Source organism: Microvirga terrestris (assembly GCF_015694425.1).
In the GTDB taxonomy this organism is placed as follows: Bacteria; Pseudomonadota; Alphaproteobacteria; order Rhizobiales; family Beijerinckiaceae; genus Microvirga; species Microvirga terrestris.
The window spans coordinates 478,152-500,640 of the sequence record NZ_JADQDN010000002.1; the positions used below are offsets into that span (position 1 = coordinate 478,152).

At 63.7% G+C, this 22,489-nt stretch carries 21 protein-coding genes; 9 read left to right on the top strand and 12 right to left on the bottom strand.

The window, feature by feature from the left end; all coding sequences use genetic code 11:
- The first annotated feature begins 3 nt into the window (after positions 1-3).
- Positions 4-492 (top strand): PaaI family thioesterase, encoded by a 489-nt coding sequence (locus tag I2H36_RS06420; RefSeq protein ID WP_246718671.1) that lies wholly within the window; start codon positions 4-6, stop codon positions 490-492.
- Here I2H36_RS06420 and I2H36_RS06425 read toward each other — a convergent pair.
- On the bottom strand, positions 489-1,334 hold the full coding sequence (locus I2H36_RS06425; RefSeq protein ID WP_196263032.1) for a DMT family transporter: 846 nt from the start codon (positions 1,332-1,334) through the stop codon (positions 489-491). The genes I2H36_RS06420 and I2H36_RS06425 overlap by 4 nt on opposite strands.
- Positions 1,335-1,571: 237 nt before the next feature.
- Between I2H36_RS06425 and I2H36_RS06430 the strand changes: the two genes are divergently transcribed.
- Complete coding sequence (locus I2H36_RS06430) at positions 1,572-2,306, top strand: L,D-transpeptidase (RefSeq protein WP_246718672.1); 735 nt, start codon at positions 1,572-1,574, stop codon at positions 2,304-2,306.
- A 100-nt stretch (positions 2,307-2,406) separates the two neighbouring features.
- Here the strand turns inward: I2H36_RS06430 and I2H36_RS06435 are convergent, their stop codons facing one another.
- The 8 genes from I2H36_RS06435 to I2H36_RS06470 form a co-directional block, all read right to left on the bottom strand.
- The gene (locus I2H36_RS06435) at positions 2,407-3,111 is read right to left on the bottom strand and encodes a DUF2076 domain-containing protein (RefSeq protein ID WP_196263033.1); all 705 of its coding nucleotides are present in this window, start codon (positions 3,109-3,111) and stop codon (positions 2,407-2,409) included.
- 55 nt (positions 3,112-3,166) lie between these two features.
- Positions 3,167-3,763: an NUDIX hydrolase gene (locus I2H36_RS06440; RefSeq protein WP_210330959.1), complete on the bottom strand. Its 597-nt coding sequence runs from the start codon at positions 3,761-3,763 to the stop codon at positions 3,167-3,169.
- Positions 3,764-3,769: 6 nt separating this feature from the next.
- Positions 3,770-4,621 (bottom strand): SDR family NAD(P)-dependent oxidoreductase, encoded by an 852-nt coding sequence (locus I2H36_RS06445; protein ID WP_196263034.1) that lies wholly within the window; start codon positions 4,619-4,621, stop codon positions 3,770-3,772.
- Positions 4,622-4,782: 161 nt separating this feature from the next.
- Entirely contained in the window at positions 4,783-6,303 is a 1,521-nt protein-coding gene (locus tag I2H36_RS06450; protein ID WP_196263035.1) for a chromosome partitioning protein ParA, read from the bottom strand.
- Between the two features lie 100 nt (positions 6,304-6,403).
- The gene (gene glcF / locus I2H36_RS06455) at positions 6,404-7,759 is read right to left on the bottom strand and encodes a glycolate oxidase subunit GlcF (protein WP_196263036.1); all 1,356 of its coding nucleotides are present in this window, start codon (positions 7,757-7,759) and stop codon (positions 6,404-6,406) included.
- A 9-nt stretch (positions 7,760-7,768) separates the two neighbouring features.
- Positions 7,769-8,386, bottom strand: coding sequence for a DUF2585 domain-containing protein (locus tag I2H36_RS06460; RefSeq protein ID WP_196263037.1), 618 nt, complete (start codon positions 8,384-8,386; stop codon positions 7,769-7,771).
- Position 8,387: 1 nt separating this feature from the next.
- Positions 8,388-9,572 (bottom strand): glycolate oxidase subunit GlcE, encoded by a 1,185-nt coding sequence (gene glcE, locus I2H36_RS06465; protein ID WP_196263038.1) that lies wholly within the window; start codon positions 9,570-9,572, stop codon positions 8,388-8,390.
- Positions 9,569-11,002, bottom strand: a complete 1,434-nt coding sequence (locus tag I2H36_RS06470) for an FAD-linked oxidase C-terminal domain-containing protein (RefSeq protein ID WP_196263039.1) — start codon at positions 11,000-11,002, stop codon at positions 9,569-9,571. The genes glcE and I2H36_RS06470 overlap by 4 nt, the downstream gene beginning before the upstream one ends.
- 135 nt (positions 11,003-11,137) lie before the next feature.
- Here I2H36_RS06470 and I2H36_RS06475 point away from each other — a divergent pair, with 135 nt between their 5' ends.
- The 7 genes from I2H36_RS06475 to bfr all read left to right on the top strand — a co-directional run bounded on the left by I2H36_RS06475 (position 11,138) and on the right by bfr (position 16,159).
- On the top strand, positions 11,138-11,527 hold the full coding sequence (locus I2H36_RS06475) for a c-type cytochrome (protein WP_196263040.1): 390 nt from the start codon (positions 11,138-11,140) through the stop codon (positions 11,525-11,527).
- Complete coding sequence (locus I2H36_RS06480; protein ID WP_196263041.1) at positions 11,524-12,321, top strand: (Fe-S)-binding protein; 798 nt, start codon at positions 11,524-11,526, stop codon at positions 12,319-12,321. Before I2H36_RS06475 ends, I2H36_RS06480 begins: the two co-directional genes overlap by 4 nt.
- A gap of 9 nt (positions 12,322-12,330) precedes the next feature.
- Positions 12,331-13,764, top strand: a complete 1,434-nt coding sequence (locus I2H36_RS06485; protein ID WP_196263042.1) for a LutB/LldF family L-lactate oxidation iron-sulfur protein — start codon at positions 12,331-12,333, stop codon at positions 13,762-13,764.
- The gene (locus I2H36_RS06490; protein WP_196263043.1) at positions 13,761-14,432 is read left to right on the top strand and encodes a LutC/YkgG family protein; all 672 of its coding nucleotides are present in this window, start codon (positions 13,761-13,763) and stop codon (positions 14,430-14,432) included. Before I2H36_RS06485 ends, I2H36_RS06490 begins: the two co-directional genes overlap by 4 nt.
- 77 nt (positions 14,433-14,509) lie before the next feature.
- Positions 14,510-15,079, top strand: coding sequence for a putative glycolipid-binding domain-containing protein (locus I2H36_RS06495; RefSeq protein ID WP_196263044.1), 570 nt, complete (start codon positions 14,510-14,512; stop codon positions 15,077-15,079).
- 118 nt (positions 15,080-15,197) lie between these two features.
- A complete protein-coding gene (locus I2H36_RS06500; RefSeq protein ID WP_196263045.1) occupies positions 15,198-15,455 on the top strand; it encodes a (2Fe-2S)-binding protein in 258 nt (85 codons plus the stop codon).
- 218 nt (positions 15,456-15,673) lie between these two features.
- Positions 15,674-16,159, top strand: coding sequence for a bacterioferritin (gene bfr / locus I2H36_RS06505; RefSeq protein WP_196263173.1), 486 nt, complete (start codon positions 15,674-15,676; stop codon positions 16,157-16,159).
- 193 nt (positions 16,160-16,352) lie between these two features.
- Here bfr and I2H36_RS06510 read toward each other — a convergent pair whose 3' ends face one another.
- From I2H36_RS06510 to I2H36_RS06520, 3 genes are all read right to left on the bottom strand, one after another.
- Positions 16,353-19,076: a bifunctional acetate--CoA ligase family protein/GNAT family N-acetyltransferase gene (locus tag I2H36_RS06510; RefSeq protein ID WP_196263046.1), complete on the bottom strand. Its 2,724-nt coding sequence runs from the start codon at positions 19,074-19,076 to the stop codon at positions 16,353-16,355.
- 107 nt (positions 19,077-19,183) lie between these two features.
- Positions 19,184-19,651: a GNAT family N-acetyltransferase gene (locus I2H36_RS06515; protein WP_210330960.1), complete on the bottom strand. Its 468-nt coding sequence runs from the start codon at positions 19,649-19,651 to the stop codon at positions 19,184-19,186.
- On the bottom strand, positions 19,651-22,350 hold the full coding sequence (locus tag I2H36_RS06520) for a sensor histidine kinase (protein WP_196263047.1): 2,700 nt from the start codon (positions 22,348-22,350) through the stop codon (positions 19,651-19,653). Before I2H36_RS06520 ends, I2H36_RS06515 begins: the two co-directional genes overlap by 1 nt.
- Positions 22,351-22,489 lie beyond the last annotated feature (139 nt).

Below are 22,489 nucleotides of genomic sequence, written 5' to 3' on the forward strand. Positions count from 1 at the left end.
GCGATGCTTGAGCGGGTTCATGGAATCGTATCGCGGGATGTGCTGACGGCCGAGCCGGGCCTCGCCTTCCTGCGCGGGATGCTGGAGGGCCGCCATCCGGCGCCTCCCTTCTCACGCTCGACCAACGTTTACATGATCCAAGCCGAGGAAGGCCGGGTGGTTTTCGAAGGGGAGCCGACTGAAAGCTTCTTCAACCCGCTCGGCACCATTCATGGCGGCTGGACATCCGCCATTCTCGACAGCGCCATGGCGTGCGCCGTCCACACGACCCTCGCCGCAGGCCAGGGCTATACGACGGTCGAGATGAAGCTCAACTTCGTCCGCCCGATCCTGCCGAATATGGGCAAGGTCACCTGCGAGGGTGTTTTGATTCATCGCGGAGGGACGCTTGCGACCTCCGAGGGGAAGCTGTTCGACGCCAAGGGACGGCTTATCGCCCACGGCACCGAGACCTGCATGATCTTCGGTGCGGCAGCGCAGAAAGCTGCCTAGCGCTTCGATGTCATCGCAGCCGCGGCCACGATGAGAAGACCGCCGCCGAGCGTCGCCCAGGTGGGGATCTCGCTGAACACCCCGTAGCCGATCAGCACCGCCCAGATCAGCGCGGTATATTCGAGCGGGGCCAGACGCGCCGCCTCGGCCTTGGCATAGGCCGTAACCATCAGCATGTGGCCCATGAAGCCCAACAGGCCCATGAGCATGAACCAGCCCAGGTGCATGAGGTCGAGCGGCTGCCACACGAAGAGCGCGAAGGGCGCCACGAGAACGGCCGGACCGATGTTCTGGAAGACCACGATGTGGAGGAACTTGTCGCGCTGGGCGCGCTGGCGCAGCAGCACGAGGCTGAGCGCATAGGTAACGGCCGATGTCAGCGCTGCGCCGACCCCTGTCCAGGACCGCGCCGCGTCTGCCTCCCCCGTCTGGCCCAGAACGACCACGAGCGTTCCGGCGAACCCGATGGCGATGGCCCCGATGATCCGGATATCCACCCGCTCCTTCAGCATCAGGAGCCCGAAAAGGGCGATGAACATGGGCGAGAGGAAGGACAGGACGAGGGTCTCGGCCAGGGGCAACTGGCCCAGCGCATAGAAGAAGCTGACGGCCGTGACCACGGCGATGACGGACCGGAACGCGTTGGCGATCACCGTCTCGCGGCTCGGCCAGCCGGGCCGCATGACGGACACGACGGCGGCCACGATGAGCGAGCCGCAGGCGAAGCGCAGGAAGGCCACCTGGAAGATAGGGTAATAGGCGGCCATTCCCTTGATGACCGCATCCATGATGGACAGAACTGCGATGCCTGAGGCCGCCCGCAGAGCAGGACCGAATTTCATGATGCCACGACGATGTGAAGAGCAGCGTCCGGGATGAGCGCAGCCGAAGCGAAGGCTCTTACAGCACTTTCATCACCGCTTCACGCTTCTTTCGCGCCGGATCGACAGGAAAGCGGTCCTGAAGGATCGCACTTAAATTCATGCGAGCTTGGCGGAAACAAAAGCCGCGCTTGTCGTTATTTAAGCAAAACACAGCGATAGGACACCTCAATGCGTGCTTGGATCCCTTGCTCTGCAATGCTTTTGGCCGCTCTCCTTCCGGCCACGGCCTCGGCCCAGCCGATGGGCCGCGCCGGCCAGTTCTACGGCAACACCTACATCTCGTCGGAATACGATAGCTATCCCTATGCTCGGTCCCAGGACGGATACGTGGAGGATTATCCGCTCGTTACGCACCCGTCGTCCCGGACCCAGGTCTATCGCAGCGGCTACCCGTATGACGTCCGCTCTACCGGCAGCGTCGTCGCTTCCCTGCCCCAGGATTACGGCAACGGGACCGGCTACGACAACAGCATCGATTACGCCATCTCGCCGGAATTCCAGCGCCAGATCGTGTCCTATCAGGGCAGAGAACGCCCTGGCACGATCGTGGTCGATACCAGCAACAAGTTCCTCTATCTCGTGCAGGACGGTGGCCGTGCCATCCGCTATGGCATTGGCGTCGGTCGCGAAGGCTTCGAGTGGAGCGGACGCCAAACTATCTCCATGAAGCGCGAATGGCCGTCCTGGCGTCCGCCGGCAGAGATGATTCGCCGCCGCCCCGACCTTCCCCGATTTATGGAAGGCGGCCCTGACAATCCGCTCGGCGCACGCGCTCTGTACCTCGGCTCCTCGCTCTACCGCATTCACGGCACCAACGAGCCCCACACCATCGGGCAGGCTGTCTCCTCGGGCTGCATCCGTATGCTCAACGATGACGTGGTCGACCTCTACAACCGCGTGAAGGTCGGCGCGAATGTGATCGTGCTCTGATCGCACGAAGACGGAGTCACAATTCCCTCGCGATGGCCGGGCTTGCCCGGCCATTTGCTTTTGAAGAGTGCATCTTTGGATGGCGAATGCCTTGACGTGATTACGCCCAGTCGCCCTCGTCTCCGCCATCGCCGCCGAAATCGGCGAAGTCCTGACTGGAATCCTGGTTGCCCTGATCCGGATAGAGCGAATCCGTGATGCCTGCATTGCCGGTGTCAGCGGCCTGATCGGCGCCTCCGAGGCCGGCCGCAGACGCCACATTGCTCGCTGGATTGTCGCCGCCGCTGAAGGCGCTCGTCAGAGCGTTGGCGATCATCATGCCGCCGGCAACGCCGGCCGCTGTGGAGAGAGCCGTGCCTAGGAAGCCGCCTCCGCCGCCGCGCTGCATCATGCCACCGCCCCATGGGCCAGGTGCACCCATCATGCCGCCCTGAGGCGCGCCATATTGCTGTTGCGGATGGTGCTGCGGCTGTCCCCAGGGCGAAGCCTGACGGGCCGGCGGGGTGTTATAGGCCGGCTCCGGCGGGCGGGCGCCGCCGCCGAAGATGCTGGAAAGGAAACCGCCCTGTTGGGGCCGCCGGCTTGCCTGATTGAGCTCAGTGCGCAGGTGCTCGTTCTCAGCCTGAAGATTGGCGAGCGCCTGCTCCTGCACATAAACCGCCTGCGCCATCGCGTAGGGCGCATAGGGCTGCTCGCGCAGCTTCTCAGCGATGAGGCGCTCGGCCTCAGGATCGCGCGGCTGGTTCGCCACCTGTTCGAGCCGTCGGAAGATGTCGCTGATGACCTGACGTTCCTGATCGTTCATGGCAAGCCTCCTGAGTGACCGTTGGAGACAGATGTAAGCATGGCCATCAGGTTTGTTAGGGGTGTGCGAGGCCGAGCCTGCGCATATTCCGCAGGGCCTGCGGTGCAATGGCTTCCAATTCCTGGAGTTCACGCCACTCGGCCCCATGCACCTCGGTCAGGTCGGGCCGGAGGGCCGCGCTCTCCCGGGCTCTCACTACATAGCGGATATCGTGGTGCCAGTGCTCGGGCTCGCCGCGCTTAGGACGGGCGGGAATGCGGTGGCTGTCGATGTCGATGGGCAGACCGGACATGCGATGCCAGGGATCGATCACAAGCCCCTCCATGCCGGTCTCCTCCCGGGCTTCGCGCAGGGCCGAGGCTGCCAGATCCTCTGGTGCCTCGTAATGCCCACCGGGCTGCAGCCAGCGATCGAGAGATCGGTGATGGATCAGCAGGATTCTTTTGCCCGTTGCGTCGAGGATGAAAGCCGATGTGGTGACATGGCCCGGAAAGGTGCGACGGGAATGAATGTCATCCCCGTTTGCGATCTGCTCCCGCAGGAGAGCATGGCCTTCCTCAGGCCCGTCGAACGCATTCGCATGCCGGTCCAGCATCGTCTTCACCTGCTCCCTGAAGGCTGCAGCGTCGAAGCTCGAAGATGAGGCAACCACTGCCGCCTAACCTTGCATAACCTTGGCGAAAGCATCCTTGTAGTCAGGATGCCAGCGCGACAGGGGCGGACGGTTCTCGATGATGTCCTCGGCGGCCCAGCGGATGCGCTTCTCGTCCATCTCCCGCGTAGTCTCGTTGTCCGGGCACAGCATATAGAAATCGCCCCGCTCCAAGGCCTGCAGCAGGAAATCGATGACCTGTTCGGGAGTCCAGGCGCCGGGAGGCTTCTCGGCGACGCCTCTGGCCTTGGTGAAGCCCGTATAGACGAAGCCCGGGATGAGCAGGTGCGCCGTCACTTGGGCCTCGGGCGCGTTGCGCAGCTCATACGCCAGCGCCTCGGTCAAAACCTTCACGCCGGCCTTCGATACATTGTAGGCCGTGTCACCCGGCGGTGTGGTGATGCCCTGCTTCGAACCGGTGTTGATGATGGCGCACGGGCTCCCCTGCTCGATCATGGCAGGAGCGAAAGTCTGCACGCCGTTGATCACGCCCCAGAGATTCGTTTCCAGAATGGCCCGCCAGCGCTGCGGATCGCCGAAGATCTGTCCACCGCCCTCGGTGCCGGCATTGTTCATCAGCACAGCGACGTCGCCGAAAGCCGCATAGACCGTGTCTTTCAGGCGCTCGACATCTTCGCGCCGGCTCACGTCGGCTGCGACGGCCAGAACGTTGTCCCGATTGCCGGCAACGCCTGCCACCTCTTCAGCGCTTCGTTCGAGTGCCTCGCCTTCGAGGTCCGCCAGGCAGACCTTCATTCCGAAACCCGCGAAGCGCTTCGCGGCCGCAAGCCCGATGCCGCTGGCGGCTCCGGTGATGACGGCAACGCGGTTGGGGGTGATTGCTGGGTGCTGCGCCATCGTGACGATCCTTGGGTTCGGCCTCGAAGCCGATGCGATTCCGTGATGGACCCAAACTGGGGCGCCTAAGATCATTCGCCAAGGCGCATCGCGAATGGACGTTATGCGGCTGAGAAAAAAGAAAAGCCCCGCATCGCTGCGGGGCTGTGGAGGTAGGCGCCTTACTCTGCGTCCGGCGACTTGAGGGGCCGGACATTGGTCTCGGCCTCCTCCTCGTCGAAGAGGGACGGATCGTCCTCCTGCGTGTCGAGGCGGGTCTTCTTGCGCAGGGCCACGTATTTCTTCTGGATCTTGGTGCGGCTCTCGCGGGCGATTTCGAGGGCGCCCTGCACGAGGGAGCGCTCAGCCTTCTCGTTCTGCAGCTCCTCCGTGAGGCGCCGGTTGGCGGCCTCGAGCGCGCTGCGATCCTGCTCGAAGCGCTTGGTGAGCTGATCGATGCGCTCGGAGAGGCTTGCCACCTTGTTGTCGGAGCTTTCGATCTGGAAGTCCTTGGCCGCAATGGCCTTGCCCAGCATCTCCACGCGCTCCTGCAGCTCGATACGCGAGCGCTGGAGTTCGTTGACCATGGCCACCTGACGCTCGACCTCCTGCTGCGTTGCCTCCAGGCGACGGTCGAGGGTGTTCTTCTCGATGGTGGTCTCTTTCAGATTGCGCTCGACGCCGCGAAGGGCCTCGTTCTTGTCGCGGAGCTGGTCGCGGGTATGGGCCAGGATCTTGTCGGTGGCCGAGAGACGCGAGGTCAGTCCCTCGATCTTCATGTCGAGCGAGGAGAGATCGGTCTGGTGGGCCGAACGCTCGGAATCGATCTGCGTTTCGAGGCGCTGGCGCAGCACCTGCTCGGCCATGAGCTTGGTCTCGAGTTCGGAGGCGCGCTGGCGTGTGGATTCGAGCTGCGTCTCCAGCTCGCCGTAGCGGTTGGTCAGGCTGGAGAGGCGGTAGTTCTGCTCCTCGGCCACCTTCTGCAGTCGTTTGACTTCGTGATCGAGCAGCCCGTTGCGCTCGCGGGTCTCGATGAGCTCCCGCTCGGCCCGGGCCACCGTCTGGTCCGCTTCCTGGGCTTCCAGGCGCAGGGCCTGGTTCTCTTCCGTGATGTTGCGGGCGCGCTCAGTCTCGATGGCGAGCTGATTCTCCAAGTCGGCGACGATCGCCTCCTTGTCCTTCACGTTCAGGCGCAGGTCCTCGATGAAGCTGTCCTGCTCGCGGAGCTTGGACTCCGCCTTACGCAACTGGGATACGGCGGCGTTGAGATCGTCCACCGTCCGAGCATGAACGCTGCCGATATCCCCCAGCTCCCGGCGCAGGGCCTGAGCGTTCTCGGTTTCCTGCTTGAGCACCGCCTCGGTCTCGAGCAGCCGCGACTGGAGCTGCGGATAGCTGCGAATGAGCTCGGTCACCGGCTCGTTCAGGAGGGCGAAGTCCTCTTTGAGGCTGCGAAGCTCCTCCAGCCGGTCGATCATGTTGGCGAACCGAACGCGGATCAGCTCGTTCTTCTGGCCGACCGAATCGAGCATGCCGTTGGGCCGGACCATGACCGGCTCGGCCTTTTCCGGCGCAGCCGGTGCCGGGAGCGCCGGGGCAGCCGCGGCTCCGCCGCCCTGCGGCTGCGCCAGGAGAGAGGCGGACTCGGCCTCATCCTGCTTTTTGCCAAAACGGTTCCTGAAAGACGTCCACCCCGAAGACATGATGCCGGCCCTTACGTCCTGAAATTCATACTTTCCTAACTTTTAACCCAGGCCGGGCCAGTTTGGAAATAAAATTTCGTTGCGTAAGAGTGTAGCAGCCTTACTCTGCCGCGATGGTTAACGGCTGCTCGAAGCGCTTGCCGAAGCCGGCCTCCTCCAGCGTTTCCGGGATGGGGCCGCCAGTCGCCCAGTCGAGAAGCTCGACCGTATGGACGATGGGGATCCCGGTCCCCTGGCCGATCTGGGTCATGCAGCCGATATTGCCGGTGGCGATGAGGTCGGGCTTGGTGCGCTCGATATTGGCGACCTTGCGGGCCCGGAGCTGGGCGGCGATCTCCGGCTGGAGCAGGTTGTAGGTGCCGGCCGAGCCGCAGCAGATATGCCCCTCCGGCACGTCCTTCACGGTGAAGCCCGCTTTTTTCAGCAGGGTCTTCGGCTCGGTGCGGATGGCCTGGCCGTGCTGCATGGAGCAGGCGGAATGATAGGCCACCACGAGATCCGTCTCGCGCACCGGCTCCATGAGCGTCAGGGAGGTGACGTATTCGGTAATATCCTTGGCGATGGCGGAAACACGGGCCGCCTTCTCGGCGTAGTTCGGGTCCTCCCGGAACATGAAGCCGTAATCCTTGATCGTGGTGCCGCAGCCGGACGCCGTGATGACGATGGTATCCAGCCCCTCCCCGTCCATCTCGGCGATCCACGCGTCGATGTTGCGCTTGGCAAAGTCGTGGCTTTGCTCGTCCCGGCCCATATGGTGGACGAGAGCGCCGCAGCACCCCTCCCCCTTCGGCTGGACTACATCGACGCCATGGCGGTTGAGGAGGCGGATGGCGGCCTCGTTGAAGCCGGGCTTGAGCACCGGCTGGGCGCAGCCGGACAGGATGGCAACGCGGCCCCGCCGCTCCCCATGCGCCTTGTAGGTGCCGGGTTGATCGAAGGGCGTGCGGGGCGGCACCCGCACGGGCGCCAGCTCGATCATGGCCTGAAGGCGATTGCCCAGCAGCGGCAGCGCACCGATGAGGCCTTTGAGGGGCTTTGCCAGCATCGCGGCGCCAAGCGCGACGCGGAAACGGTTCGGATAGGGCAGCACGCTAGCGAGAATCCAGCGCAGGAGCCGGTCATGCCACGGCCGCGTGTAGGTGGCCTCGATATAGGCGCGGGCATGGTCGACCAGATGCATGTAATGCACGCCGGACGGACAGGTGGTCATGCAGGAAAGGCACGAGAGGCACCGGTCGATGTGCTTGACCACCTCAGGCGAGGCGGGCTTACCGCTCTCCAGCATGTCCTTCATCAGGTAGATGCGCCCGCGCGGCGAGTCGAGCTCGTCCCCGAGCAGCAGGTAGGTCGGGCAGGTGGCGGTGCAGAAGCCGCAATGGACACAGGTGCGGAGGATCTTCTCCGACGCCGCCATGGCGGGATCTTTCAATTGATCGGGCGTGAAATTGGTTTGCATGATTTTAACTCACAACGCCCCTTGCCATTGATTGATAGCATCAATGGGCTGGATCAGCATGATGATGTTCAGGATCAGGTTGTCGCGGATCCAGTAGCCCACGAAGGCCTCCATGATCACTGCCACGAGAACCGTCAGCCAGACGGGCCAGAGCCGCGCCAGCACGAACCCGGCGATCATGGCGACAATGTCCGACACGGAATTGATGACGCTGTCGCCGTAATAATCGAGGGCGATGGTCGTCGCACGATAGCGATCAATGATAACGTTAGTGTTCTCGGCGATCTCCCACGCCGCTTCCAGCCCGATGGCGAGCAGGAGTGCGATGCCGAAGGGCAGCGCCCTGCCCCTCAGGAGACCGAACAGCCAGGCGCCGCAATAGAACAGAAAACCATGAATGACATGGGATGGCGTGTACCAATCTGTCAAGTGCTGCGAGTTGCCGGAATCCTTCACGGTCCCATGCCACAACTCGACCGTGCCGCAGGTACAGATCGGGGTGCGGCCCATTGCCAGAAGAATGGCGGCAGTCACCGCAATGAGCCCAAGGGCGAGCCCGATCACCAGCGGGGGCCGCATACCTTGCGAGGCTTTAGATCGAAGAGCTAGTGAAGCCGTCCCTGCCATGTCAGATCCCCGCATACATCCGGCCCGGATTGAGAATCCCGGCCGGATCGAAGGACGCCTTGATGCCGCGGGTCAGCGTCATCAGCGCGTCGGACTGCGGCTCGAACACGTCGAGGGTCGAGCGAACCTCTACGGGCGCACGCACGAGGGTTGCATGGCCGCCGTAGGTTCTGGTGGCTTCGCGCAAGACGGAGGCACCGGCATCGCCGTTGGCCGGGGTCGAGATCCAGAGGAGGCCGCCCCCCCAGTCGTAGAACCATTGCGCGTCGAGAGCCTGCGCCACATGCGCGGCAACATCGGGTCCCTTGGTCGGCGCGGTGGAGACGCGCCAGATCGCGCGTTGGCCCTGATCGGTCAAAATCGTTACATCGCGCACCGATTGCCAGAGCGCCTCGGCGCCCACGCCTTCGAGAATGTCCATGAACCGGAAGCGCTTGAACAGGCGCTTGAGCTCGTTCATGCGGTAATCGACCGAGACCCGGAATCCTTCGAGCCGGATCAGCGTGCTGCCGCCGCGCCGGTCCCGGTCGGGCAGATGCGCCGCGCCCGTCACGTCAAAGGGCGAACCAAGCGCCATCGACAGGGCCTCGATGGCCTGGCTGTCGTCGAGGCCGCGGATGACCAGCGTTGCCATGCGCTCCGGTTTGGGCAGCACCTTGAAGGTGACTTCCGTGAGAAAGCCTAGCGTCCCCCAGGAGCCCGCCATGAGCTTCACGAGATCGAGCCCCGTGACGTTCTTCATCACGCGCCCGCCGGATTTCACCACCTCGCCGCGCCCGTTGACGAAGCGCACGCCGATGAGGCTGTCACGCGCAGCCCCCGCCATGATCCGGCGTGGGCCGGAGATGTTCATGGCAGCGATCGCCCCGATGGTCGGATTGCCCCTGGTGCCGAGAATCGAACGATAATCCATCGGCTCGAAGGGCAGCTCTTGTCCCTTTGCGGCAAGGACGCGCATGACCTCCAGCACCGGCGTGCCGCTACGCGCCGAGATCACCAGCTCGGCCGGCTCGTAGAGGGTGATGCCCGACATGGCAGCGGACGAGATCGAGGCATCGGTCTGGTTCGGGCGCCCCATCGGCGCCTTGGTGCCATTGCCGGCAACATTCAGCAGCGTGCCCTTCTTGGCAGCCTCGCGGATGATGATGGAGGTGTCCTGCTCGTCGCGGGGAGTGTGAGTGGTCACGCGGCGAACCTTCCTTCGAGCGGAAACACTTTCGCGGGGTTGAGCAGCCAGCCGGGATCGAACACGCCGCGCACGCGCATCTGCTGCTCCAGATCGACGGGATTGAACTGGTAGGTCATCAGATCGCGCTTCTCGATGCCCACGCCGTGCTCACCGGTCAGACAACCGCCGACCTCGACGCAGAGCTTGAGGATATCCTCACCCGCCTTCTCGGCCTTCTCCATCTCGCCCGGCACGTTGGTGTTGAACATCACGAGCGGATGCAGGTTGCCGTCGCCGGCATGGAACACGTTAGCGACGCCGAGCCCGTAGGACTTCACGATCTCGTCGATGCGGTTAAGCACATAAGGCAGCTGCCCGGTTGGGATCGTGCCGTCCATGCAGATGTAGTCGGCCACGCGGCCCGTAGCGCCGAAAGCGGATTTGCGACCCTTCCAGATCGCCGCGCTCTCGGCCTCCGACTGCGACACCTTCATGGTCTTGGGCTTGAACGGTTCAGAAATGGCGACGATGCGGCGGAGCATGTCGTCGATCTCCTGGTCCGAACCCTCGACCTCAACGATCAGCATGGCCTCCACGTCGAGCGGGTAGCCTGCATGGGCGAAGGCCTCGCAGATCTGGATCGCGGGCTTGTCCATATATTCGAGCGCCACCGGGATGATGCCCGCGCCGATGATCGCCGCTACGCAGGCGCCGGCATCCTCCGCCTTCTCAAAGCCGAAGAGCGCAGGCCGCGCGCCTTCCGCTGCGCGCAGGATCCGCACCACGGCTTCCGTGACCACGCCGAGTTGCCCCTCCGAGCCGCAGACAAGACCGAGGATGTCGTAGCCTGCGGCATCGAGATGCTCGCCGCCGATCTCCACCACCGTGCCGTCGAGCATCACGAGGGTGACGCCCAGAAGGTTGTTGGTGGTCACGCCGTATTTCAGGCAATGGGCGCCGCCGGAATTCATCGCGATGTTGCCGGCAATCGTGCAGGCGAGCTGGCTCGACGGATCGGGGGCGTAGAAGAAGTTTTCATGGGCCACCGCCTGGCTGATGCCGAGATTGGTGATCCCGGCCTGGACCCGGGCGGTGCGGCCCTCGAAGCTCACATCCAGCACCTGGTTCATCTTGGCAACGCCGAGCACGATGGCGTCTGCTTGAGGGATTGCCCCGCCGCACAGCGAGGTTCCGGCCCCGCGCGGCACCACCTTGACCCCTTGGTCGTTACAGAAGCGCATGATGGCCGAGACCTCCTGCGTGGTGGAGGGCAGCACAACCGCGAGTGGCATCTGCCGATACGCCGTCAGGCCATCCGTCTCGAAGGCCCGGCGTTCATCCTCGGAGACGATCAGGGCCTCCGACGCGACAAGGCGCCCCAGCCCCTCGATGATGTCCCTTCGGCGCGCCACAACAGCCTGGTCCGGTTTGGGAAATGCAATGGTCATGGAACCCTCCTTGAGGATCATCGCCTGCGCTCGAGGAATAGCTACCTTAACAATAAGGCGGCTTTCCCTGTGAGCCTTTTCCAATAATGTAGAATCTCTCTAAGATGCGACAGGTGTCCAGCAAAGGAGTTTTTGATGCGTTCCTTCGTTCTATCCGCCGCCCTGGTCATCCTTGGTCTCACTCAGGCCCAAGCTCAGGATGCCGCCGCCGGCGAGAAGGTTTTTGCACAATGCCGGGCCTGTCATCAGGTTGGACCGAATGCGAAGAACGCTGTGGGCCCTGTCCTGAACGGCCTCTTCGGCCGCCATTCGGGCTCGGTCGAAGGCTACAATTACTCCCCGGCCAACAAGAATTCCGGCATTACCTGGGATGAGGCCACGTTCCGCGAATACATCAAGGACCCGAAGGCCAAGATTCCCGGCACCAAGATGATCTTTGCTGGAATCAAGGATGAGCAGAAGGTCAATGATCTCGTTGCTTACCTGAAGCAGTTCGATGCACAGGGCCAGAAGGCCAGCCAATGAACGCCACGCCGTCCTCAGCCCGCCCGGAAAAGCCCCGGGTGGGCCTGTTCGTCACCTGCCTCGTCGACCTGATGCGACCCTCGGTGGGCTTCGCGGCCGTGAAGCTTCTGGAGGATGCCGGCTGCATTGTCGACGTCCCCATTCAGACCTGCTGCGGCCAGCCCGCCTACAACTCGGGCGACCGGGGCACGACGCGGGATCTGGCGATGCAGGTGATCGAGGCGTTCCAGGGCTACGATTACGTGGTCGCACCCTCCGGCTCCTGCGCCGGCATGATCAAGGCCCATTACCCGGAGCTGTTCGAGGAAGACCCGAACTGGCGCGCCAAGGCCGATGCGCTGGCGGCCAAGACCCATGAACTCACGAGTTTTCTGGTGGATGTGCTGGGCGTCACGAAAGTCGATGCGAGCTTCGACGGCGCCGTCACCTACCACGATTCCTGCTCGGGCCTGCGGGAACTCGGCGTGAAAACCCAGCCGCGCAGGCTGCTCGCCAGTGTCGAAGGCCTCACCCTCGTCGAGATGAAGGACAGCGACGTCTGCTGCGGCTTCGGCGGCACCTTCGCGGTCAAGTACAGCGACATCTCAGGCGCTATCGTGGAGGCTAAGACCCGGAACATCGATGAGGCCCACGCGCCGACCGTGCTCGCGGGCGATCTCGGCTGCCTCATGAACATGGCCGGCAAGCTGAGCCGTGACGGCAGGCCCATCCAGGTGCGTCACGTGGCCGAAGTGCTGGCCGGCATGACCGACGAGCCGCCGATCGGTGCTGCAAAAGCCAACGCGATCAAGTAGACATCATTCATGACCGTTCATTCCACTTCCCCTCAGTTCAAGCAGAATGCCGCGCGGGCGCTGAACGACGTTCAGCTGCAGAAGGCGCTCGGCAACGTGAAGCAGGGCTTCATCGACAAGCGCCAGATGGCCGCCGACAAGCTGCCGGAATTCGAGGCGCTGCGGGACTCGGCGCGCGACATCAAGAACCACACGCTGGAACATCTCGACCTCTATCTCGAGTCTTACGAGGAGAAGGTGAAGGCGTCCGGCGGGCATGTGCATTTCGCCCGCGATGCGGCGGAGGCCCGCGACATCATCCTGAACATCTGCCGCGAGACCAACGCCAGGACGGTCACGAAGGGCAAGTCCATGATCTCGGAAGAGATCGAGATCAACCATCATCTCGAAGCGAACGGCATCACGCCCGTCGAGACCGATCTCGGCGAATACATCATTCAGCTCCGCAACGAGCTGCCGAGCCACATCATCGCGCCCGCCGTGCATCTGAATGCCACGCAGGTGGAGGAGGATTTCCGGCGCGTTCACACCCATCTCGATGCCAAGCGCGATCTCTCCGAGCCCGTGCAGCTGCTCACCGAGGCCCGCGCCGTGCTGCGCGAGCGCTTCCTCGCGGCCGATGTGGGCATCACGGGCGCCAATTTCTTGGTCGCCGAGACCGGCACCTCGATCATCGTGACGAATGAAGGCAACGGCGACCTCACCCAGATCCTGCCGAAGACCCATATCGTGCTCGCTTCCATCGAGAAACTCGTGCCGACGCTGGAGGATGTGAGCCAGCTGCTGCGCGTGCTCGCCCGCTCGGCCACCGGTCAGGAGCTTTCGGTCTACACCACCTTCTCCACCGGCCCCCGCCGCAGCACGGATGCGGATGGGCCGGAGAACTACCACGTCGTCATTCTCGACAACGGCCGCTCCTCCATGCTCGGCACGGCCTTCGAGGAGATGCTGCGCTGCATCCGCTGCGGCGCCTGCATGAACCATTGCCCGGTCTATCACGCAGTCGGCGGACACGCCTACGGCTGGGTCTATCCCGGCCCCATGGGCGCGGTACTCACGCCCTCGCTGATCGGTGTCGACAAGGCAGGCCACCTGCCCAACGCCTCCACCTTCTGCGGGCGCTGCGAAAGCGTGTGCCCGGTGCGCATTCCGCTGCCCAAGCTCATGCGACACTGGCGCGAGCGGGAATTCGAGCGGCACCTGACGCCCGCCACCGTGCGCTCCGGCCTCCAGCTCTGGGGCTTCTTCGCCAAGCGCCCAACCCTCTACCGGTTCGCGACCCGCGCGGCGATGGGAGCCTTAGGATTCGCCGGCCGCCAGCGCGGCCGCTTCTCCTGGCTGCCCATGGCCAAGGGCTGGACGAAATACCGCGACTTCCCGGCTCCGCAGGGCGAGACGTTCCAGCAGCGCTGGAAACGCGAGCGCAAGGGAGCCCGCGCATGAGCGCCCGCGACGACATCTTCGCCAATATCCGCCGCTCCCTCGGCGTAAAGGGCAGCGAGACGATCCGGCAGCAGATCGTGACCGATCGCCTGGAGCGTTCGCCCAAGGGCGTGATCCCCAAGCGCGGACAGGTCTCAGGCGAGGAGCGGATCGCCCTGTTCAAGACCATGGTCGAGACCTCGCTGGCGACGGTGACGGAAGTCGCCTCCGCAGCGGAAGTGCCGCAATCCATCGCGCTCTTCCTGCGCAACCACAACCTTCCGGCTAGCTTACGCATGGGCGACGATCCACGCCTGAAGTCCATGCCCTGGTCCGACACTACGCTCGAGATCGCCCACGGCCCAAGCGAGGGCCGCGATCTCAACGCGGTGAGCCACGCCTTCGGGGGCATCGCCGAATCCGGCACGCTCGCGATGGTGTCGAGCGCCGACAATCCTTCCACCCTCAACTTCCTGCCCGACAACCACATCATCGTGGTCTCGGCCAAGGACATCGCAAGCGACTACGAATCCGTCTGGAATCGTGTGCGCTTCGCCTATGGCAAGGGCAGCATGCCGCGCACGGTCAACTGGATCACCGGCCCGTCCCGCTCGGGCGACATCGAGCAAACCCTGCTGCTGGGTGCCCACGGGCCGCGGCGCCTGCATGTGATCGTGGTGCGGGAGTAGCTCATCCTCTAGTCGACAAGCGTTCCGGCTCGGCCATAATCCCTTGGCAAGACAGCTGCACAGCTCGGAGCCTCGGCATGTCCATCCCGACCTTGATCTTCCGCACCATCCGCTGGTCGGCCTGGGAGGGCTGCGAGGCGGGACTGGAGCATGTGGACGTGCGCCCGGCTGATGGCGGGCTCGACATTTCCGGGGTCGTCATCGCCCGGGAGGGCGACGACCGGTTCGGCCTCTCCTATCGCCTGAAGCTCGATGCCTTGTGGCACACCAAGAGGGTTCAGTTAAGAACCACCTCAGGCCATGTGGTTCACCTGGAGAGCGATGGCCGGGGACACTGGCAGGAGAACGGCAAGGACCGGCCGGACCTTCAGGGCTGCATCGACGTCGACATCCAGGCCACGCCGATCACGAACACCCTGCCCATTCGGCGCCTCGATCTCGAGACCGGCGAGAGCATGGAGATCCGCCTGGGCTACATCACCGTGCCCGATCTGACTGTCTTTGCGTCGAGCCAGCGTTACACCGCGCTTGAAGCAGGCTCGCTTTATCGCTTCGACGGCCTGGAGGACGGGTTCACTGCAGACTTGCCTGTCGACGAGGACGGGTTCGTGCTCGACTACCCGGGCTTGTTCAAGCGCCTGGACTGACCCGATTGTGTCAGCCGTGACATCTGGGCACAGGAGATAGCGCTGGCGCCCGTCTTTCATTTCGGCTAAGTCTTTGAAATCCCATGTATTTTTTAGTCATTCTAAACTAGAACAACAAATGATCGTCTGTTCCTGCAACATCCTCTCCGACTGTGATGTCAAAGCCTGCCTCAAGCCGGGACCGGAATGCCCCCGCACCCCGGCGCAGGTCTATCGCTGCCTTGGCTGCAGCCCCAGTTGCGGGCGCTGCGCCCGGACGATCCGCGCCATCATGGACCAGGCCCTGACCGCGGCGGGCGTGGAGCCCATTGCCGCCTGCAATCGCGGCTGCTGCCCGATGACCCTCGAAAAAGCGGCCGCCGAACCCACCCTTTGAACAAAGGGACTTCCACCCTAGTTCATAAATCCTCCGGAGCATCGGACCCAAGAGTGGATTTGCACTTTTGGGATCCATCCGATGCTCATGTTTTAAACTTGCGCATCGTGTGGACCGGACCCAGCGGGCCGCGCCAGCGAAAATCGGCTCCACTTTTCCGCACGATGCGCTAAGGAATGGCCCGGCGCATCCGGCGCCACATGGACGAGAGGGTTAGGATGAAGGGTGATCCCAAGGTAATCGAGTATCTCAATCGCGGCCTGCGCAGCGAGCTGACGGCGGTCAACCAGTACTGGCTGCACTACCGGCTCCTGGACGACTGGGGCTATAAGGAGCTTGCGAAGACCTGGCGCAAGGAATCCATCGAGGAGATGCACCACGCGGATCGCTTCATCGAACGCATCATCTTCCTTGAGGGCTTTGCGAACCTGCAGGTGCTCGACCCCCTGCGCATCGGCCAGAACATCCAGGAAATCCTCGAATCCGACCTCGCGGCGGAATACGAAGCCCGCAATCTCTACGGCGAGGCCGCCGCCTATTGCGACAGCATCGGCGACCGGGTGTCGAAGAACCTGTTCGAAGAGCTGATGACGGACGAGGAAGGCCATATCGACTTCCTCGAAACCCAGATCAACCTCGTCGAGCAGATCGGCGTCGAACTCTATGCCCAGAAGCATATCGGTGGGCTTAGCGACGATCACTAAGCGATTGTGCTCCATGGAACCAACCTCATCCTGAGGAGCCTGCGAAGCAGGCGTCTCGAAGGAGATTCCAGAGAGAACTGGAGACGCCTCGTCCTTCGAGACGGCTTGCTCAGGCAATCCTCCTCAGGATGAGGCTTCGGTAAGGATTGCGGCCCGCCCCACGGCGGGCCTTTTGCTTGTCAGATCGGCTTCTTCAGGTCGACTTGGCGAGCTTGCCGGGTTCCTCGATGGAGGCGATCGGCAGGGTCACGAGGCGCAGTTCCGGATCGTCTGAGTCGATGCGGATCGAGAAACCGAGGCTGCGGCACATGTCGAGCATGGTGGAATTCTCGCGCAGCACCTGCCCCTCGACCTCGCGCAGGCCCTCCACCTTCGCCCACTCGATCATGAGCCGCATCAGCTCCCAGCCGAGACCAAGCCCCTTCAGGTCCGAGCGGAGCAGGATGCCGTATTCCCCGGTCTCATGGTTGGCATCCGCATGGAGGCGGACCGCCCCCATCATCTCGCCCGTCTCCCCGTCGAAGGCCACGAAGGCGATGGCGCGGGCATAGTCGAGCTGGGTCAGGCGCGCCAAGAAGGTGTGGCTGAAGTCACGCACCGGCGCGAAGAAGCGCAGGCGCAGATCCTCCGGAGTGATCTTCTCGAAAAAGCGCCGGAACTCTTCCTCGTCCTCCGGGCGCACGGGCCGCACGAAGGCATTTTTGCCGTTGCGCAGCCCGATGGTGCGCTCCCACTCCTTCGGATAGGGCCGCACCGCAAAGCGCGGATGTCCGCTGCCCTTGCGGGTCTCGGGCGCAACCGCCACGCGGGCATCGACCGCGATCACGCCGGTCTCATCGGCCAACAGCGGATTGATGTCGAGTTCGCGGAGATCGGGCAAGTCAGCCGCCATCTGGGCGAGCTTCACAAGCGTGAGGGCAATCGCTCCCTCGTCGGCTGCCGGAACGTCGCGATAGGCCTTGAGGCGACGCGACACGCGGGTGCGGGCGATGAGATCATGGGCGAGCTTCAGGTCGAGGGGCGGCAGGGCCAGCGCCTTGTCGTTGATCACCTCCACGGCCGTGCCGCCGCGCCCGAAGAGCACGACGGGGCCGAAGGACGGATTGTCGGCGATGCCCATGATCAGCTCGCGGGCCTTGGTTCGGCGCACCATCGGCTGCACCGTGACGCCGGCCACATTCGCCTCCGGCCTCAGGCGCGCCGCGCGCTCGAAGATGTCGGCGGCAGCCCTGCTCACCGCCTCCTCGGTGGTGAGATCGAGCTTCACACCCCCGATGTCGGATTTGTGCACGATGTCCGGCGAGAGAATTTTGACGGCGACCGTTCCACCCTCGGCGAGGATCGATCGTGCCGCCTCCGCAGCCTCTTCCGGCGTTGTCGCAAGCAGGACCGGGGCGGTCGGAATGTCATAGGCTCTCAACAGCGCATTGACTTCGAGCGGATCGAGCCAGCGGCGGTTCTGCGAAAGCACGTGATCGACGATGGCGCGGGCAGCTTCCGTATCCGGCGAGAAATCGCCCGGAAGGTCATCGGGCGTCTCCATCAGCTGGTTCTGCGCCTCACGGTAGCGCACGAGCTGCATGAACCCGCGCACCGCATCGGCCTCCGTGGCAAAATGCGGAATGCGGGCCTCCTCGAACACGCGGGCCGATTCCGGATCCTCGCCGATCCAGGCGGCAAACACGGGTTTCTGCCGGTAGCCCCTCGCCCTATCCTTCTTCACCACGTTCACGACGGCAGCGGCCACATCCGAGGCGCCGGCCACGGCCGTCGGTACGCTGAGGATGAGAACGGCGTCGTTTTCGGAGTCCGCCAGCAATGCCTCCAGGGCGCCCGCATAGCGCTCAGGGTTCGCATCGCCGATGATGTCGATCGGGTTTGCATGCGACCATGTGGGCGGCAGGATGGCATCGAGCGAATTGCGGGTCGTCTCCGAGATGGTGGCCAGCGTTCCGCCGAGATCCACCAGACGATCCACCGCCAACACACCGATACCACCTCCATTGGTAAGAACTGCCAGTCGATTGCCAGGAAAGGGCTTCTGCCGTCCCAGTGTCTCGGCGGCCGCAAAGAGCTGGTCGAGATCGAGCACGCGCAGCAGCCCCGCCCGGCGGAAGGCCGCGTCATAGACCGCGTCAGAACCCGCCAGCGCCCCCGTATGCGTGGCGGCAGCCTTCGCTCCCTGCGCATGCCGCCCGGCCTTGATCACCACCACGGGCTTGACGCGCGCCGCAGCACGGGCCGCAGACATGAACTTCTTCGCGTTATCGATGGACTCGATGTAGAGCAGGATCGCGCGCGTGCCGCTGTCGGCGGAGAAGAAGTCGAGGCAGTCGCTGAAGTCGACATCGACCTTATCGCCAAGCGACACGATGGCCGAGAAGCCCACATTCCTCTGCGCCGCCCATTCGACGAGGCCAGCCGCGATGGCGCCCGACTGGGACACGAGCGCCAGATCGCCAGGCTTGGCGCTGTGCGCCGCAAAGCTCGCGTTCATCTTGGCCCGGGGTGCGAGCACGCCGATGCAGTTTGGGCCGACGACGCGCAGCCCGTGGACGCGCGCCGCCAGCCGGACCTGTTCGCTTAAGGAGCCCTCGCCATAGCCCATGCCGGCCGTTGCCACGACGGCGACACTCACTCCGACACGCCCGGCCTCCTCGATGACGCCGAGCACCCTCTCCGGCGGCACCGCAACGACGATGAGATCAGGAACCTCCGGCAGCTCGGCCAGAGACGGGAAGCATGCCCTCCCCTCGATCTCCACATGGTGCGGATTGACGGACACGATGTCTCCCTCGAAACCGCCGGCAATGAGATTGCGCAGGAAGGTCAGGCCGAGGGAGCCGGGACGCGGGCTCGCGCCGACGACCGCAATCGAGCGCGGAGCAAGCAGCTTGTCGAGGCGATAGGTAGACATGAGGATCCGTCGTCTCGTGGCATTCCGGGGCGGGTGAGCCCAACACAACCTATTGCGGCTGGCTCTAAGCGCAAGTCACCCGGGCGGCTTTGATCCATCGCACAGGATCACGAGCGAGTGTCAGCCTGGGTTCGTGTCCACCGATAATGCGCGTCCGGAGTGCGCTCTTCGTTCCCGGAGCCTTCCGTCATCTCGACAAGCCTGAAACCGTGGCGCTCATAGAACCGGCGCGCCTGCCCGTTCGCCTGGAATGTCCAAAGGTTCAGCTCCTCGGTCTCTTCCCGAACAGCTGTCAGAAGAGCTGTTCCCACGCCACGGCCATGCCAATCCGGATCCACATAGAGGTGATCGAGCCAATCCTGCTTCAAGACTGCAAACCCGATCAACCGGCCTTCATCCTCGGCCAGCCAGATCGTGGACGATGGGAAGACGTGTTCCTCGAAGAATGCCAGATCCTGCTGCGGCGTGTGAAGCTCGGGCAGATAAGGAAGGCAGGTTTTGCGCACGTGGCGGTGCAATCGGGCGACAGCCTCCATGTCGGCACGGGCGGCGTGTCGCAGAGCAAAGCTGCGCACTATTCCGCCCAAACCCGCGTCGGCGGGAAGATCACCTCGACCAGGGTACCCTCATTCGGCTGGCTTGAGATCTGCAGCGCTCCCTTGTTCGCCTCGACCAGGGCCTTCGTGAGAGGCAGTCCGAGACCCGTACCGCCGCGCTTACGCGACGTGGCGAGCTGCCGGAAGGGTTCGAGGGCAGCCTCGACCTCCTCAGGTGTCATGCCTATACCAGTGTCACGCACCCGGAAGGCTACCTCGCCCCGGTCCGTCATGGCCGTGGAGACGATCACCTGTCCACCTGCATCGGTGAACTTGATGGCGTTCGACACGAGATTGAGCACGATCTGGCGCATGGAGCGCTCATCGGCCACCACCGGCGGCAGCTTGGGCGCGAAGCTCATGCGCATCACGATGCGGTCGCGGGCGGCCTGCGGCTGAAGCAGGGCGACACAGCTGGAGACAAGATCGTTCAGGCCTACCCCCGTAAAGGAGAGCTCGAGGCGCCCCGCCTCGATCTTGGCGAGATCCAGAAGATCGTTCACGAGGCTGATCACATGGGAGCCGGAGGCGTGGACGTCCTTGAGGTATTCCTTATAGCGGTCGTTGCCGACCGGACCGAAGCGCTCTTCAAGCATGACTTCGGCAAACCCCAGGATGGCGTTCAGAGGCGTGCGGATCTCATGGCTGATCTTGGCCAGAAGATCGGACTTCTGTGCGCTTGCTTCTTCGGCCGCATGCTTGGCGCCGATCAGCTCGCCTTCGGTCTTCTTGAAAGCCGTGATGTCGCGCAGCACCGCGCAGAACCGGCGCTCCGGACCATCGCCCAGGCGGCCCATAGTCATGAAGAGCGGGATCGAGCCGCCCTGGCGCTCCCGGCCGAGCACTTCGCGCCCGTCGTTGAGCAGGCTGCCGACACCCGGCGAGCGCAGGCGCTCAAGGTAGTCGAGGGCAACGATGTGGCTCTCGGGCGCCAGCAGAACCGTGATGGCATCGCCCGCCACCGCCCGCTCGTCATAGCCGAAGAGCGCCTCGGCCGAGCGGTTGAGGGAGAGGATGCGCCCGGTCTCGTTGAGCACGATCACGCCGTCCGTGGCCGTATCGAGGATTGACTCCAACTCATGCACACGGCTGTCCGCTATCGGGGGCCGAGCATCTGCGTTGAAAGCCCTGCGGATCACCAGAAGGTCCGCCTCGCCGCCCTCCCACTCGGCCGACGAGGCGCGTACCGTGACGGCGATGTTCCCGTTGCTGCGGGTTGTCAGAACAAGGGCCGTGTCGTCCTCGCCCGAACCTCCGAGAGCGGGTGACCCGCGGAACAGATGCACGAGGCCGCCCTCGGCCCAGATCTGCTCGATAGTCTCATAGCCGGTGAGATCGAGCAGGAAACGGTTGGTGAAGAGGATGTGCTCTCCACGATGGATCAGGATGCCGATGGGCAGCCGGTCAAGGATGGGATCACCGCTGGCCGGAAGGCCGACTGGCCTGGAAGGAATATCCCTCTCGGCGGTCGGTGCGCTCTCCTCAGGGGCGCCGGGCTGATCCGCGGCTTTGTCCTGAGACGACGCGTCTTCCAACCGGGCGCCGAGCGCCCGCGCAATTTCCCGGAAGGCGTTTCGCTCAGTGTCGGAAAGGGTCGAGCCTGGCAGCTGCCTTTCGACGAGTTTGCGTGGAGGCGCAGGTTCCGGCGGTGCGTTGCTGGAGAGAGCTTCTGCGACCTGCTCCCGAAGATTGGTGAACCAGTTTTCCTCGTCGGACACATCACTTTCCGCCTCCGGCTCCTGTGCAGGCAACTCCTCCGGAGGACGGAACGGAAAGGTGTCATCAGGGACGAGGCTTTGGGCGATCAGGTCGGCCTGACTGCTACCACCGTTCTCTGTCGGCTTCTCAAGGATCTCCCGCTCGCGTGCCTCGTCCATGCGCAGCAGGCCGAAGCCCCGGAATCCGATCAGCTCCCGGTCGGTGCTGAAGACAGGCATACCGGCCCATTCTACAGGCACCTGCAACGGTGCATTGTCGATGTTCCAGAAAACGGTTCGTCCGCTCCAAGTGTCCTGGCGAGCAAACAGTGTCGCGACGACGCCGTCCGGATCCTCGGCTACCGAACGGGCCACCTCCTGCCAAGTCCGCCCGACGATGTCCGCTGCATTGAGTCCGACCGCTTGGGCAAGCTCCCGAGAGACCTCCGTGAAGCGGGTCTGTGCATCCGCCCGCCAGACAAAACGGATGGTGCCGCGAGGCTGATCCCCTTGAGAAGTGGAGTCGCCGGGGATCTCAGGTGCATATTTGTGAGACGATGAAACCTCGCCGCCGGCTTGAACAGCGCGAGGACGTCCGGCCCTGTTTGCCGATCCGGTGAATGCTGTCACCAGCACGGCCTCGCCGTTGTCCAAGGCCGCCAAGCGGCAGGCACAGGCCATCGGGAGCCAAGGGCGAGCCGGGTTGAGTCTCAGACGCTCCATACGGACACCCTCACTGGGAGCGAGGCCGCCAGCGAGAGCCTTGATGCGTTCACGGGTGCGAATATCGCGGGTTACCCGCTCGAAGCCTTCGGTGAAGGCATTCCTCAACCCTTCGGCGCCAGATGACCTCCAGAGAAGTTGCTCACCTTCTCGATCCCAGATGAGCACGACTGCGCTCGGCTCGGCGAGCAGGCGAAGGGCGGGCTCGGCGGCAAGCCGGTCGATCAGATGTTCAAAGGAATTGGGGCCACCCGTCATCAACGGTCCTTGCCACGGATGTTACAGAAATGCTTCTGGCTGAGCTTTAGACTAATATCTGTGGTCAAGCATGCAAGGCGGAACCCTTGAATCCGTTTACTTTGAGGTAACCTTAATAACGTGAGGCACAAAGCAGTTG